Genomic DNA, 15,179 nt, shown 5'->3' with positions numbered 1-15,179 from the left:
AAATTGTGATAAAAATATATGCCTTCGCCAAAGAAAGATAGCATTATGTAATATCCTACTAATGCAATTTTGCGGTAATTTTCTAAAAGATGTTGTTTCTTTTGATTGCAGTTCTTTTGGTTGTGCTCGGGTTTTTGGCCTGGGGCTTTGACGATGTTCTCCTTCGCGATGCGCAGGGACGTCTTTTGAGCTACAAAAGAAAATTAAAAACCGCCGACGAAGGCGCTTTAATCGGACTCGCTTACGGAACTTATTCTTTTGAAATTTGGCATCGCAGTTTATTTCATTGGAAACCGAAACTCGTCAAAAAAGTGGAATTAGAACACAATAAAATCACCGAGAATGCGTGGAAAGTGGAAAAACTTTTGCAGGAAAATGCGAAAAATCCGAATGCCAAAAAATTCATTTGGGCGACGAATTGCGAAATTTTTGAAGCGTGCCGCGGCTCGTATTTTAAAATTGTGAATAAACTTTATCTGTTGCGGAATAGCTTAAACGATACGACTGTCGTCGGGACTTTGCTTCTACATCCGACGGGAATTTATCTGTTTGAAAATGTGGAAAAATCGGGATGGATTTTTGGCGACGCTGAAGAAAAATTTTGGTCGGCGACGAAGATGAACGAAGATCGGATGCAAGGCGTCAATTTTGAAAATCCGATTTTGCGCATTAACCGCAATGTCGAAGCGTTGCGCCGTTTATTTGAAAATTTCGAAGGCATTTCTCTGCATATTTTTTCTTATGCGGTTTTTGATGATTCAGCGGTTTTAAAACAAATTCCAGAAAATGCCGTTTCGCAAAAAATTATTTTGCGTTCTCAATTACGAGAAAGTTTGCAGCGAATGTTCCGCCTCGCTTCTCCCGTTTACTCGGAATATGAAATTGACGAACTCGAAAAAGAGCTCGCCAATTATTCGGAACATCGATTTTAGTTTTCGCGAAAATTAAATTTTGAAATCTAAGCCGAAGGCGATGTTATGACTGGTGCGATCGTATGTTTTCTTCACACCGTTATCGTTTTTGTTATAGTCTTCGTAAATCGTTTCCATATAACCGATTTGCGCTTGGAGGTAATCGGTAAAGCGGAAAGCGAGGCCGCCGCCGACTGACCAAGAATTGGTGACGAAACTTAAATCGCTCAAGTATTCATCTGCAAGGCCATACATCGTGCGTTGCACACTCGCCGAAATCGTGAGTTGAGGAATTACATCCATTTCGACACCGAAGACAATTTCGTGTTCATCGCCGTCCAAGTCGCTGTCTTTTCCTTGCGGGTAATCGGCGAATTTATCAAAGTAATGATGATAACCGAGACCGGTGCGCAGCCAATCCAACCAAGCGTAGCTTACGCCAATCGAAAGAATCGCGGGCAAGTCATTATCCGATTTTTCGCCATCGACAAACTGCGGCAAAAATTTTGCAACGGCATCATCGATTTGATCGGTTTCATTTTCCATTTCAATCGAAGTATTGTGTTCGTATTTAATGCCGGCGCTGAATTTTTTATAATGGAATCCGATGCTTGCAATCGGAGTAAAACCCCAGCCCGTTTGTTCGCACGAAAGCAAATCTTTCGTGAGCATTTTATTCAAATTTTCATTGTTCAATTTCAGCGTTAAATCGCTCGCTTTCATTGAGCCTTCGTAAGAATTATACGCATAATTGACGCGCAATCCGAGGAATGCGGAGAACATTTCGTGAATGCGATAGCTCGCGCCGATTTGCCACGCGTAAACATATTGTTTGCCCGTAAATTCGGCTTCGTAAAGTTTCGTCGGGTCGGTTATTTTATACGCAGACATTATCTGCGAAAGTCTCGGATTCGCAGCCGCTTGTTTTTGAATTGTTCCCGAAAGGAATTGATCGATCAGCGGAAGGCCATCGTGGAATTTCGCTTCGCCACCGCCGCCGATAATGAAAAATCCGCTCGACAGTGCAAAATTTTTGTGATGCCAGTTGACAAGTAAACTCGGCATCACCGGAACAAAAGATTTTCCTTCGTAATCGCCGAATTTATCCGTTTCAATTTCGCGGGTTTGCCAAACGGTTTGCATGTGCGTGGAAATGTAAAGTCCATCGTCCGCAAAAGCGGTTCCCGCCGGGTTGTAATAAACCGCAGAATTTGTCGTCGAAGCATCTTGCGCAAAGTTGCGAACAAAATCTGCCGACTGATTTGTGTTGTGCATGAGCCCGCCCGCAAAAGCGGCAGAAGCAAAAAATGGAAGGAAATTTTTTATACGCATAAATTTACTGAATTGAAAATTGTAAAGCCTAAGTTAGTTAATAAACGTTTATTTTAAAGGCTTTTTGTGTTATGCAAGCGTTTTTTTACGTATAAATGAACTAGAATTCATCTATAAATAAATGAAGCGTTATTTATATTTTAAAAACGGGGAAATTCAGCGAAAAACGGCAATTTTTATTTTTCGAAAAATTTTGCATTTGAAAAGGGAATTTTGGGGCAATGCAAAAATTTCTGCGATTGCAGAAAATGTTCGCACTTTATATCTTTGATTTGTGCTTACAGAAAATGAAATTTTTCAGCGGACGCGGTTACTTGTCGGCGATGAATCGATGCGGTCAATTGCCGAAAAACGCGTCATCCTTTTTGGCGTCGGCGGAGTCGGTTCTTGGTGTGCCGAAAGTTTAGTGCGCTCGGGAATTAAAAAACTCACACTCGTCGATAGCGATAAAGTGTGCGTTTCCAATCTCAATCGGCAGTTGATGGCGACGGTTTCATCGATTGGGGAACCCAAAGTAAAAGTTTTGCGGGAACGTTTATTACAAATTAACCCGCACGCAGAAATTGAAATTCGCGAAGAAATTTTCACCGTCGAAACAGCGGAATCTTTTTGCATTCAAAATTACGATTGCATTATCGATGCGATTGATTCTTTGCAAGATAAAGCGCTTCTCATTTTAATGGCTTCTAAAACGAAGGCAGCGTTTTTTTCGTCGATGGGCGCAGCGTTAAAAATGGATCCGACAAAAATTCATGTCGCAGAATTTTGGAAAGTGCAAGGCTGTCCGCTCGCTCGCGCACTTCGCACAAAATTTCGCAAAAATCACACATTGCCCGCCCGCAAATTTCTTTGCGTTTACAGCGAAGAATTATTGCAAAATCAAGGCGAAGAAAATGCGATAATTCCCGACGGCAGCATGACTTTTCACAAAGTTAAAACCAACGGAACGATGGCGCACATTACTGCAATTTTCGGATTTACTTTGGCAGGGCTTGTGCTGCAAAATTTTACGACGAAAAATAAAAAGTAAATTTGTGTGAAATGATAAATTAAAATTTCTCGCATTTTCGTGCATAAAAAAAGTTCCCCTTCCGAAGAAGGAGAACTTTTTGTTTCAGGTTGAGAATTTTATTTGTTGAGTTGGAGCGCGTCCGCAACGCCATCGAGAAGAACGCCATCTTTGAAGAGGCCGAATCCGCCAGCATAACCCCAATGCTGCCAAGCGATTTCGAGGGTATCGCAGATTTCGCGGACAGCGGTGAGATAATTGAGAGTGCTCTGATGCGAAGACTTCACTCCGTAAGCGCCGAATTCATTCCAAACGAGCGGAACTTGATTTTCTACGGCCCATTGTTTAGCTTTGAGCACGACACTCATAATGTAATCTTTGCTTCCGGTCTTGTAGTAATTCTTGAGCAAGTTTTTGCTTCCGCTCGGAGTTGATGCGTTTACGCCGAAGTCTGCCGAGTATTCCGACCAATTTGCCGGATCATACGGGAATTCTACACCGTGAATCGTCGCGTGATCAGTCCAGCTTGCACCTTGATGCGTAAAGATGAACGGATCGTAAGAGTGAATTGCATAGACGATATTGTCATCGGTAAACGGCGTACGTTTGACGAGAAGACTAATCGCATACCATTGCGCATCGCCAAAGATAATCGTGTGCTTTGTATCCACGCTGCGAATCGCATCGATCATGCCTTGTGCCGCAATCGTCCAAGTCGCAGCCGGAACTTTACCATAAGTCATATCCGGTTCGTTTAACAATTCGAAGTAAATATCGTCGCGGTCGCTATCGGCGTAATGCTTTGCCACCGCTTTCCAAACACCCGCCATCATCTTGAGATATTGCGGATCATTTGCCGATTCTTTATTGTAGCTGTTATCGTATTCGTGATAATCGATGACGAAAGACATATTATACTTTTTCGTCCATTCGACAAATGCATCGAGCACGATAAAAAGTGAATCGTCCATCACGAGCTCAACTTTTCCGGTTGTATCGCCGAGGAATTCATCGCGGTTCGCCACATAAAGATCGAGGTCAATCGGAAGACGGAGAGACTTGAAACCGCTTTCCGAAACGAGCTTCACATCACTTTCGCCAAATTCAAATTCGCCGGTGAATTTTCCATCCGCTTCTTCGAGCCAGTTGGTAAAGTTAATGCCGCGATTTAAAGTCTTCATCACTTTTTCTTGAAGCGGTGTATTGATTTTCACATCGCCGATAACATTGTCGTATTTCATCGGTTCATGGATTGTCATATCGGGTTTTTTGGCGGGCAATTCCGCGGCGGTAACAAAGTAAATGTCGTCAATCATCACAGAATCTTTTTTGCCATCGCCTTTCGCTTGGAAGCTAACCGCATCGAGATTTGCGGCAACAAACGGCACTGCTTTGCCAAATCCACCTTGCACTAAATCGTCAAACGCAATCGTCACGGTTTTCCAAACCGCAGATTTCGGCGATTTGAACAAATGCACATCGTAATCGGTAACATCCGTCGTTTCCATGTGCAGTTCGTGCGCCGCGCCTTTATAAGAATAACGAATGCCTGCGTATTTGCTCATATCCACGTCAGCGGTAATTTTAAAACCCCAACCGACATACGGATCGTATTTGTAATCGGCTTTCACCAATTCAAATTCCACTTTAAACGCAAACTTCGAACCATTATCGGTCGCCGTAGGAATCGGATTTCCGTTTTCATCGACCGCAGTTGTAATCGTCGAAGCCGCATCGTTTCCGTGATCATCGTAAGTGTACCAACCGGTTCCGAGAGCCGTTTCGCCATCGCCGTCTTCTAAATCATCCAAAAGGAGACCGTTTGCCGGAGCCGCCGCGCTCGAGCTGCTTACTTCGGGCACATCCACGCTCGAAGAACTGAGAGTCGAATCAGAAGTCGACGAAATCGGATCGATAATTTCGGACGAAGAACTGAGTTCGTCATCGGGTGAACTCGAGCTGTCGTCAGAGCAAGCTCCAAAAAGGGCGAATGCTGCCGCTGCGGGGATGAATGCTAATTTGCGAAGACGCATAAAGCCTCCAAGGGTTGAATTTTTCTCTTTAGAAACTAAAGGAAAAAAATGAAAAGGGTTCAAAAAAAGATTTAATATAAGTAAAAGCTCATAGCAACTGTATCGTTTAAAATTTTGTTTTCTCTTGTAAACACAAGGATTTTCGGGCGTTCCGGCGCAAGCGCCGGCGCTCCTTAGCGGTATAATTTTCGCCGCGCACGCGGCGAAAATTTCCGTTCAGCTTTTGCGGCGCTTTGCGCCGCAAAATCCGAACCCTTCGGGCGTCAGTCGCTAACGCGCGCCGCGAAGCTGCGCATCTGCAGAAATTAAAATGAAATCATTTCGCCAAATAAAATGAAACACTTTGCAAAATAAAATGAAACGAGCCTCGCGAAGCGAGGCTCGTATTCAAATTTTCAAAAAATTTTACTTCAAAAATTCTTCGCCACTTTCTACGCTATTATAAATCAGCGTATTGATAGTCATCGGGCCAACGCCGCCGGGAACCGGCGTATAAGCGCTAGCGACTTCGTCCAAGCCCGCTTTTTCAATATCGCCGACTCCACCCGGATGATAACCGGCATCGATGACGACTGCGCCTTTTTTAATCCACGCGGTCTTAATAAATTCGGGTTTACCGACTGCGCCGACTAAAATATCTGCTTCGCCAACATACTTTTCCAAATTTTCCGTTTTGCTGTGGCAAATCGTCACCGTGCAATTTGCATTCAAAAGCATCATCGCCATCGGCTTTCCGAGAATTGCGCTGCGGCCGACGACAACGGCGTGCTTGCCTGCGAGCGGAATTTCATAAGCTTTCAAAATGCGCATAATTCCTGCGGGAGTTGCGCTGCCGTAAGCTTTTTCGCCCATCGACATCAAACCGAAACCGAGGCAAGTGACTCCGTCCACATCTTTGCGGCGTTCAATCGCTTCGAAAGCGGCGCGTTCATCGATATGACGCGGAACCGGATGTTGCAACAAAATGCCGTGCACATTCGGGTTTTCGTTTAATTCTTGAATTTTTGCGAGAAGTTCTTCGGTCGTTGTCTGCTTCGGCATGTGAACTGGCAAACTTTCCATCCCGACGCGGGCGCAAGCGTTGCCTTTCATCTTGACGTATGTTGCACTCGCAGGGTCGTCGCCGACCAAAATCGTCGCGAGAATCGGGGTTTTTCCGGTGCGTTCTTTCAGAGCGTCCACGCGGGCTTTCAGTTGAATTTCGGCTTCCTTGGCGAGTTTTTTGCCATCGAGAATAAGAGCAGACATAAATTTCTCCGTTTTTCTAAAAAATAGAATTTTCACGAAAATGCAGGAACGAATGCGAAAAAGATTTTAAAAACAAAAAGTCTGCAGTGCGCAGACTTTTTTCAAAATGGGAAAAAGTTAACGATGAATTTTTTCAATTCCCGCCGAAAGGAATAATGCGACGACGGATAAAAATTTGAAATTTTTCGTTTGAGGCTGTTTTACTGCCGGCATTGAAACGGTTTCCGAAAGTGCCATCCGAGCGCGGTTTTGAATTTTGTCAAATTCAAAAGGGGAGCGGACGGTGTGATCCGCAGTATTTGCCGAAGAGAGTAAAGAAAATCCATTGAATCGCATAATACAACCCTTTTTTACATAACGCACTCGCGCTATGTTTTTCACCTAAACCGCATCCTTTGTATGTAAAAGTTAACAAATGTAAGGATTTTTGTAAAGGGAAAAATAAAACTTTTTAATTCAAATACAGAAACTGTGATAAACGTCTACAGAAATCTGTTTTTTTTTGTGCGGAATATCACGCAGAAGCATTATTTGTCTTTGCATTTAATCGCAGCGCCTGTCGTATAACCTTGGATGAATCCTGGATCCGAAATCGTGTGACGGAGCAATTCTTGCAGAGGAAGATGCGCTTTGATGTCTTGTAAAATGCAGCGGCAAATCGGTTCGGATGCAGCCGTTTTGCAAGAATCCATCAAAAATTTCTCCATCTCGGGAGTGTAATGATCCGGCAAGCAAGTGAGGATAACTTCGGCGGCGAGAGAATCGTTTAATTGACCATTTTGATCGATAGCCGATAAAATTTTTTGCAAGTTTCCGTTGCTGAGTAAATTTTGATAACTGCATTCGCAGCTCGCAGCCGCATCTTTTGGACTTAAAAACGGATGCAATTCGGCAGCGCATTCCGCAGTGAAAATGGCTTTGTATTCGGGCGATTCCATGAGGGCGTTTAAAAATCCTGCGGCGACGGTGGCGTCAAATCCGAGCGCTTGTAATGTCGCAATTTCTTCGGGAGTGAGTTCTGTTTCTTCGGGCTTTTCGGCGTATTCGCTGACGGCCATCGCTCCGAGAGAAGAGCCTGCGGTGGTCGCGTTATCGCATTCTTGCGAAGCTTTTTTGATAAAATTCGTGTAGCTCAAATCGCTTTTCCCGCGGCGCATTTTCAGCTCAATCGCATCGATTTGCTTTTGCGAATAGCGGCGTTCGACTTTAGAAAAAACGCATTCGCAGAACTCGGGCGAAGAACCGCCTTCGATGCAGCTGCTCGTGAAATTATCGTGCACATTTTCGGAGAGGGCGGCAAATGCCACAGACGCTCCAAAAAGAAAAAGGAAAAAGGATTTCATAATTTTCAATTTAGCAAATCTCGCGAAAAAAAGAAGCCTTGCTCGGGCAAGACTTCTTTTGGTTTTGGGTTGGAGAGACTATGAAAGAAATTTATCGCAAATAAACGCGCTTTGATTCGTTCATTCCAAGGCCGCGAATATTCATGTAATAAGTGCCGGCTGTTAAATTTTTCGGCATTAAATTAAACGCATTCACGCCAGTGTGCGCAGATAAATTTTCCGAATAAATCACCGAGCCTACGGCGTTCATAATGGAAATTTTGACAATTCCTGCTTGGGATAAATTGAGCTCTAAAGAAATTCCCGATTTTAAATTCAACGAATTCAATTTCAGTTGTCGCGAATCTTTTGATTTTAAAAGCGCGGTCGTCTTCGAAGAACTACTTGAAATTTCTTCCGAGGAAGAAGAAATTTCTTCGGAGCTAGACGAAACTTTTTCGGATGAACTCGATTCCACTTTTTCCGAAGAACTTGAAATTTCTGCCTTCGAAGAGGAACTGACGATTTCTTTTTGCAAAACGGTAATCGTTCCCGACTTGGATGCGTTTTGAGTTGCGCCCGTTGTCGTCACCGTAAATTTATACGCTTTCGCTTCGGCGTTTGACGAAACCGTTCCCGAAATCGTAAAATCAGAGCCGTTTAATTTTCCGCTTAAGCCTTCGGGAAGTCCTGAGACCGTTGCGCTTGTTGCGTTTTCAATCGTGAAATAAAATTCTTGAATGGATTCCCCTTGTTTTACGCTTTGATTTGTCGAACCAATTCCATGCTTGGTAAGAGTTGCTGCCGCAGCGACAGAACTTGAAGATTTCGCTGACGAAGAAGACTTCGTTATCGAGGAAGAAGAAATCGGTGTGACTTCGCTTGAACCCGGAGCCGGAAGAGTTGGCCCTGCGTAAGCCATAATCGAATCTCTCAAAGCGTAAGCTTTTGCTTGCGTTGAAACATCGGTAATGCTCATCGAATAAGGTGGCGTAAAGGCGGTTCCTTGTCCAAGAGTGTCGCCATTTTTCGTGAGTTTGATTTTTTCGTAGTAATTTCCAATCATGTTGACATTTGCATCTTCTTTTGTTCGGTTGTTATAATTCAGCGGATCTTGAACGCCGATGAACACATTTTTTTCGACGCGGATATTTGCTTTCATCGCAGCGCGAACGCAATAACTGCCGGTAGAACTATTGAATAAATTATTCACAACATGAACTTGTCCAAAGCGCACGCGCGGCATGCGTTCTTTAACGCCTTCGCCCCACCAAGAATGATGCACTGTAATTTTTAATGCATTTGCGTCTCCAGTTTTCGTGTCGCTATTTCCGAATAAATTGGAAAATTGATGATTTTTTGATTTTGATGTATAAGTGAATTTGCTCCATGAAACCGTCACATAATTCGATTGATTCACAATATCCATGTTACCGTCGTGGCCATCGTAAACGTGAACGTGGTCAATCCAAATATTTTTTGCTTCGTGGTTAATTTGTAAGCAATCTTCGTCGTCTTCGTCAATTGCGCCGACGCCTTGCATCGAAATATTTCGCACGATGACGTTTTGAACTCCCGAAATTTTAATGCCGCTTCCTTTGGCGGGCTGCGTAATCACAACGCCTGGATAACCGTAAAGTGTAACGTTCGAACCGACTAAAATCGTACCTGCGTAAGTGCCGGGCTTAATGTAAATCGTTTTGTTCCCCGCTTCGGCGTACTTTTTCAAATCCGAAACATTATCTACCGTAACGGAACCGTATTTTGCGCCGCCCGTGGTGCCGCCGTTTTGCGTTGCCCAACCCGAAAGCGGAAGTGCAGGCGCATAATTTGCCGCGAGTGCAAAGGGAGCGACACAAAGTGCTGCGCCAAAGAAAATTTTAAAAAGCGAAAGATTCATAAACCCATCCTTTGATTCTGAGAATGTTCTCAAATTTTTTTCATAAATATAATGTGAAATTTCCAAAAATGCAATGGAAAAATGAAAATATTTGAAATTTCGTCTTATTTTTAAGGCGAAATTCAAATTTTCTTTGAAAAATGAAAGATTTTAACGAATTAAAATGTTCTCAAAAATTTTATTTAGAATTTAGAGCTTTTGCTCAACGCCGAAGCGAATATTGAGAGTGAGCGAAAGCGCACCGCCTTGAATCCAATGCTCCGAAGTCGCATCGTTTGGCGTGTAAGAGTTAATGCTCAGCGGCAGTTGGAGCAAGTGCGCGTAAGAAAAAGACAGAAGCACATTATCGGTAATGGCGTAAGTGTAAACGAGAGAAATGGTGCAGCCGAGGCCGACTAAATTTTCGGTTTCTTCGTTGTCATCGGAATCGACATGCAAGAAACTCACTGTGGGCGAAAATTTTCCTTCGAGAACGTAATTTCGTTTGGAAATAAATTCAGGACCAACGCTTAAAAGCGACCAAATCGCACCGTAAAGCGCATCGTCTTCGCCGAGTGCCGCGGGGCTTACAATTACATATTGCGGAATAAGCATCATCCACATCGGAGCGAGATGAATTTCGCGCATCGTATTTAAGTAACGCCGATATTTCAGTGGAATTTTTTCTTTGTTGTCGTTGAGTGTCTGCGGCGTAATCACACCGTAAAGCGAGAGGTTAAAGCCCGGATGAAATTCTCGCCCGGCGACTCCTGGAATCCAGAACATCGTTGGACCGACGCCGATATTAAAAGGAACTTCGACGCGTTGAACGGGGCGCGCCGCATAAAGACTTGCGCAGAAAGCAGTGAAAAATAAAAGAAACGTCCACTTTTTCATTTTAAAGTTCCTAAATTGAAATCCATAAAACTGAGGACTAAAATATGAAATTATGGACATCTAGTATTTTGTCGGCCGCCGTTTTGGGAATGTTTGTCGCTTGTTCCGGAAATCCGAAGCCAGAAACAGCCCCTGTCACTGCACCGGCGAAAGATTCGGCTGCGGTCGCGGTCAAAAAAGACACTTTGATTACGGCGAAAGATCGCTACAGTTATGCGCTCGGCATGGATATGGGGCGTGCGATTAAGAATGTGGAAGCGGACATCGATAAGGATCTTTTCCTGAAATCGTTAAGCGATCAGATGGACGGCAAGACTTTGCTTATGACCGATTCGCAGGCAGAAAAAGCGCTTCAAGAACTCGTTTTGCAAATGCAAGTCGAAAAAGAAAAGAAAGCTGCAGAAGCAGCAAAGGCTGCGTTGGATTCGCAAGTCGTCTTCTTGGAAAAGAATAAAAATGCAGAAGGCGTGATTACGACCGCGAGCGGTTTGCAATATAAGTATGTAACCAAGTCTGCGGATTCGACAGCAAAGAGTCCGAAGCTCACCGATAAAGTGCGCGTGCATTATTCGGGCGCTCTTCTCAACGGAACCGAATTTGATAGTTCGATTAAGCGCGGCGAACCGTTAGAATTTCCGGTGAACGCAGTGATTCAAGGTTGGCAAGAATTGCTCACTTTGATGAAAGAAGGCGAAAAGGTAACCGCTTGGATTCCGAGTTCTCTCGGCTACGGAACGGAAGGCGCTTCTCCGGTGATTCCGCCTAATGCGCTTCTCGTTTTCCAAGTTGAACTTTTGAATATTGTCTCGGCAGAACCGGCTCCGGTTGATACCGCAAAAGCGGCACCGGCTGCAGTCAAAACTCCGGAAGAACAAAAAGCGGATAGCATTGCTGCAGTAAAGGCTGCAAAGCAAGCGCAAGCCGATAGCATTGCCGCTGCGAAGAAAGCGAAGCAAGATAGCATCGCTGCAGTAAAGAAAGCAAAAGCAGACAGTGTGAAGCAAGCGAAGGAAGCTGCTGCCGCTGCGAAGAAAGCGAAGCAAGATAGCATCGCCGCAGTAAAGAAAGCAAAAGCAGATAGCGTTAAGCACGCAAAGGAAGCCGCAGCTGCTGCGAAAAAGGCGAAGCAAGATAGCATCGCCGCAGTAAAGAAAGCAAAAGCAGATAGCATTAAGCAAGCAAAGGAAGCTGCAGCTGCAGCGAAGAAGGCGAAGCAAGATAGCATCGCCGCAGTAAAGAAAGCAAAAGCAGATAGCATTAAGCAAGCAAAGGAAGCTGCCGCCGCTGCGAAGAAAGCAAAACAAGATAGCATCGCAGCCGCCAAGAAAGCTGCAGAAGCTCAAAAAGCAGAAGCCGCAAAAGCTCAGAAGGCAGAAGCAGCTCCCGCAGCAAAAGAAGTAAAGGCTGAAGAAGCAAAACCGGAAGCTCCGAAGGCTGCTGAACCGGCACCGGCTCCGGCGAAGACGGAAGCGGCTCCTGCACAAGCTGCACCTGCAGCCACTGCTGCTCCGGCACCTGCCGCAGCTCCTGCTCCCGCAGAAAAGAAATAATTTTCTCGCAGACAGTTTATGCAAAGAGCGCGCCGAAGGCGCGCTCTTTTTTTACTCCGCGCCCGCTTGAAAAGCGGGCGCCTTACTTTTTGTCTGCAGATATTTTCTGCAAATTTATCGCAGTAAATCGAGCATTTCTTTTACCGCTTTTTCCATTCCGGTAAAGACCGCTCGCCCGATGATACTGTGTCCGATGGTGAGTTCTTCAATGCCTTCAATTTTTGCGATGTAATCCACATTGCGATAATTGAGTCCGCGGCCGGCGCGCACGCGCAGACCATATTTGCGGGCGAGAATCGTCATGTCTTGAATCGCAGCGAGTTCGCGATCCACTTCTGCGGCTGAGCCTAATTCAAACGCATTCGCAAAATGTCCCGAATGAAATTCGACCATATCGGCACCGATTTTTTTTGCTGCTTTCACTTGATCCGTATCCGGATTGACGAAAACGCTGACGGCGATATCGTTATTTTTAAATGCGGCAACCGCTTTCGAAAGTTCGTCGATGTGAGCGGCAACATTTAACCCGCCTTCGGTCGTCACTTCTTCGCGATCGTCCGAAACGAGAGTCACCATATCGGGTTGCACATCAATCGTGAGCTGAATCATTTCGGGAGTCGGAGCCACTTCTAAATTTAAATGTGTCGTCACAATTCCGCGGAGAAGTCTAACATCGCGTTCTTGAATGTGGCGACGATCTTCTCGCAAATGCGCCGTAATGCCGTGACAGCCGGCGAGTTCTGCAAGAGTTGCTCCGGTGACCGGATCCGGCTCGCGAATTTTTCGGGCTTCGCGGATGGTTGCGATATGATCGATATTAACATTCAATTTTGCAGACATAAAACCTCTCATTCTTTTTGAAAGATATTTGACAAACTAACAAATTCTGTCCCTTGCGCCAAAGCGTCGGCTTCTAAATTTTCAATCGCTTTGAAAGTTGCATTCGAAAGTGGAAGAATTAAAATTGCTTTTCCCGAGCGTCGCGCTAAACGCAAAACATTTTCCGTGTAAATTTCGTGAGTCATGCGAGCGGGATTAAATGGCGATTCAATGCGGCAGTTCAGAGAAATTTCTTCGCACACTTCTTGCGTTTTCGAATAACGATTTGCGGTCAAATCCATAAACCATAAATTTTGAGCTTTTAACGGAAGAAAAACCGCTTTGAGGAGAGTGGAAAGTTCAACAGCGCGGTCGCTGAATCGCGTCGCAACTCCAATCGCATTCGGAATTTTTTCAATCGCATCATTCACGACATTTTGAATTTCTTTCTCGGACAAATGAATGAGAATTGAACTTTTCGCAACGCTTTTCGGCAAGTAACCTTTGCTTTCCATCGGAAGCCAGATAACGCTTTCATACGAGTTCAAACTTTTTAGTCCCGAGGATAATGTTGGAAGATCTGCGGGAGTAATCAAAAGCGAATAAGGATAATTTAAATGGTTTAATTGCGTGGTAAAACCGGCGAGATTTTTTTCGGCGTAAAATGCGACCGCTAAGCGTGACGTATTATTGTGAAAACTATCTGCCATTTGCAGTTCCACATAAAATGTATCGCCGAATGGTGCTATAAAATCCATCGTCGCCACAGAACCTTTTGAATTTTCCAATTCTTCCATCGCGAGAATTTTTCCGCCGTTTTTCACTAAATGTTTTTGCGCCCGCAAAAGATAATTGGGAAAAGAAATTCCGCGCCCGACTTTCCAAATATCGCGTTTCGCTTTTTTCTTTTTCGGCATGACTTGCAATACGGGAATTTCGTGCAGTAATTTTTCCAAATACGGATCTGCGTTCGCGAGAATTGGAGTCGCTTCTTTTAATCCGGTAGCGATTAACGTATTCTCAAATGCCTGTCGATTTAAAAGGACAGAAATAATTCCGAGAATCACAATCACCAGGCAAAGCAGAACGATGAGGAAATTCTTTTTTTTCATGCGCGTAAAATATAACTACATTAAAGCGCAATGCCTATTCTCTGTGCTTTAGTCGGCGCCACTGGCGTTGGAAAAACAAATCTTTCCTTAGCTCTCGCTCAGGAATTTCACGCAGAAATTATTTCCATGGATTCGCGGCAAATTTACCGTGGATTTTGCATTGGAACAGCGCAGCCGACTGAGGGTGAATTAAAAAAAGTAAAGCATCATCTCGTCGATTTTTTATCGCCGACGGAAAATTTTTCTGTTGGTGAATTTATACGCAATGTTAAAGAATTGCTCGCAAAAAATCCGACGACTCCGTATATTTTAGTGGGCGGCACAGGTATGTATTTGCAGGCGTTAACCGAAGGCATCGCTGAAATTCCGCAGGTTTCTTCGGAGGTTCGTGAAACTGCCGAAAAATTTTTGCAAGAAAACGGAATACTTGCGCTTTATGAAAAAGTGAAAGAAATCGATTCCGAATCGGCGATGAAAATTCTTCCGCAAGATAAACAGCGATTGCTCCGCGCATACGAAGTAACTTTGCAAACGGGCAGAAAATTTTCGGAAGTGCGCAAAGAACGCTGCGGTGGCATCGGAAAAATTCCCACATTCTGGCTGAATCGTTCCCGAGAAATTTTATACAAACGCATCGATGAACGCGTTCAAAAAATGGTTGAGCTTGGCTGGAAAAATGAAGTGGAAAATTTAGTCGCAACCGTTCCCGAAAATGCGCCCGCGTGGCAAAGTTTAGGTTACCGCGAATGGGTGGAATGTCTTCGCGGAAAAATTTCGGAAGCCGAAGTCATCGCTTGTGTGCAACAAGGAACGCGGCATTATGCGAAACGTCAACTCACTTGGTTTCGTCATCAAACCGAATCATCCGAAATCAATTTAGATGCCGGATTTGAAAATTGTTTCGCCACAATTTGCGATTCTTTCAATTCAATTTGCGCAGGAAATTAAATTCATTTTTTTGCTGATTTTTTTGAGGCATCATCAATATGTGTGGTAGCATTTAGGCAGCCTTGCTAGATGATTCTCTCGATTCCGATTCCCATTCGTAGGCTATCTTTACATCGACA

At 44.3% G+C, this 15,179-nt stretch carries 13 protein-coding genes; 4 read left to right on the top strand and 9 right to left on the bottom strand.

The window, feature by feature from the left end; all coding sequences use genetic code 11:
- The first annotated feature begins 89 nt into the window (after window positions 1-89).
- Window positions 90-932 (top strand): nuclease-related domain-containing protein, encoded by an 843-nt coding sequence (locus B0H50_RS10000; RefSeq protein ID WP_106198482.1) that lies wholly within the window; start codon window positions 90-92, stop codon window positions 930-932.
- A 12-nt stretch (window positions 933-944) separates the two neighbouring features.
- Here the strand turns inward: B0H50_RS10000 and B0H50_RS09995 are convergent, their stop codons facing one another.
- A complete protein-coding gene (locus B0H50_RS09995) occupies window positions 945-2,243 on the bottom strand; it encodes a hypothetical protein (RefSeq protein ID WP_106198481.1) in 1,299 nt (432 codons plus the stop codon).
- 274 nt (window positions 2,244-2,517) lie between these two features.
- On the opposite strand from B0H50_RS09995, the gene B0H50_RS09990 reads away from it, so the two are divergent.
- A complete protein-coding gene (locus B0H50_RS09990; protein ID WP_106198480.1) occupies window positions 2,518-3,273 on the top strand; it encodes a tRNA threonylcarbamoyladenosine dehydratase in 756 nt (251 codons plus the stop codon).
- A 98-nt stretch (window positions 3,274-3,371) separates the two neighbouring features.
- On the opposite strand, the gene B0H50_RS09985 is transcribed toward B0H50_RS09990, so the two are convergent.
- The 6 genes from B0H50_RS09985 to B0H50_RS09960 form a co-directional block, all read right to left on the bottom strand.
- Complete coding sequence (locus B0H50_RS09985) at window positions 3,372-5,285, bottom strand: cellulase family glycosylhydrolase (protein ID WP_109587648.1); 1,914 nt, start codon at window positions 5,283-5,285, stop codon at window positions 3,372-3,374.
- Between the two features lie 405 nt (window positions 5,286-5,690).
- Complete coding sequence (folD, locus tag B0H50_RS09980; RefSeq protein WP_106198478.1) at window positions 5,691-6,533, bottom strand: bifunctional methylenetetrahydrofolate dehydrogenase/methenyltetrahydrofolate cyclohydrolase FolD; 843 nt, start codon at window positions 6,531-6,533, stop codon at window positions 5,691-5,693.
- 117 nt (window positions 6,534-6,650) lie between these two features.
- Window positions 6,651-6,869, bottom strand: a complete 219-nt coding sequence (locus B0H50_RS13675; RefSeq protein WP_109587647.1) for a hypothetical protein — start codon at window positions 6,867-6,869, stop codon at window positions 6,651-6,653.
- A gap of 191 nt (window positions 6,870-7,060) precedes the next feature.
- A complete protein-coding gene (locus B0H50_RS09970; protein WP_146129167.1) occupies window positions 7,061-7,840 on the bottom strand; it encodes a hypothetical protein in 780 nt (259 codons plus the stop codon).
- Between the two features lie 127 nt (window positions 7,841-7,967).
- A complete protein-coding gene (locus B0H50_RS09965) occupies window positions 7,968-9,755 on the bottom strand; it encodes a pectate lyase family protein (protein ID WP_109587646.1) in 1,788 nt (595 codons plus the stop codon).
- A gap of 189 nt (window positions 9,756-9,944) precedes the next feature.
- On the bottom strand, window positions 9,945-10,631 hold the full coding sequence (locus tag B0H50_RS09960) for a hypothetical protein (protein WP_106198475.1): 687 nt from the start codon (window positions 10,629-10,631) through the stop codon (window positions 9,945-9,947).
- A gap of 44 nt (window positions 10,632-10,675) precedes the next feature.
- On the opposite strand from B0H50_RS09960, the gene B0H50_RS09955 reads away from it, so the two are divergent.
- Window positions 10,676-12,181 carry an FKBP-type peptidyl-prolyl cis-trans isomerase gene (locus tag B0H50_RS09955; protein ID WP_109587645.1) on the top strand — a complete coding sequence of 502 codons (1,506 nt, stop codon included), beginning with the start codon at window positions 10,676-10,678 and terminating at the stop codon, window positions 12,179-12,181.
- A 114-nt stretch (window positions 12,182-12,295) separates the two neighbouring features.
- Here B0H50_RS09955 and B0H50_RS09950 read toward each other — a convergent pair whose 3' ends face one another.
- A complete protein-coding gene (locus B0H50_RS09950; protein ID WP_106198473.1) occupies window positions 12,296-13,021 on the bottom strand; it encodes a pyridoxine 5'-phosphate synthase in 726 nt (241 codons plus the stop codon).
- Between the two features lie 8 nt (window positions 13,022-13,029).
- Window positions 13,030-14,112: a divergent polysaccharide deacetylase family protein gene (locus B0H50_RS09945; protein WP_106198472.1), complete on the bottom strand. Its 1,083-nt coding sequence runs from the start codon at window positions 14,110-14,112 to the stop codon at window positions 13,030-13,032.
- 30 nt (window positions 14,113-14,142) lie between these two features.
- On the opposite strand from B0H50_RS09945, the gene miaA reads away from it, so the two are divergent.
- On the top strand, window positions 14,143-15,060 hold the full coding sequence (gene miaA, locus B0H50_RS09940) for a tRNA (adenosine(37)-N6)-dimethylallyltransferase MiaA (RefSeq protein WP_109587644.1): 918 nt from the start codon (window positions 14,143-14,145) through the stop codon (window positions 15,058-15,060).
- Window positions 15,061-15,179: the final 119 nt, after the last annotated feature.

The sequence above is a fragment of the Hallerella porci genome, assembly GCF_003148885.1.
Classification (GTDB): Bacteria; Fibrobacterota; Fibrobacteria; order Fibrobacterales; family Fibrobacteraceae; genus Hallerella; species Hallerella porci.
The sequence above is the reverse complement of the archived record's forward strand: the minus strand, read 5'-3'. Positions and strand labels throughout refer to the sequence as shown.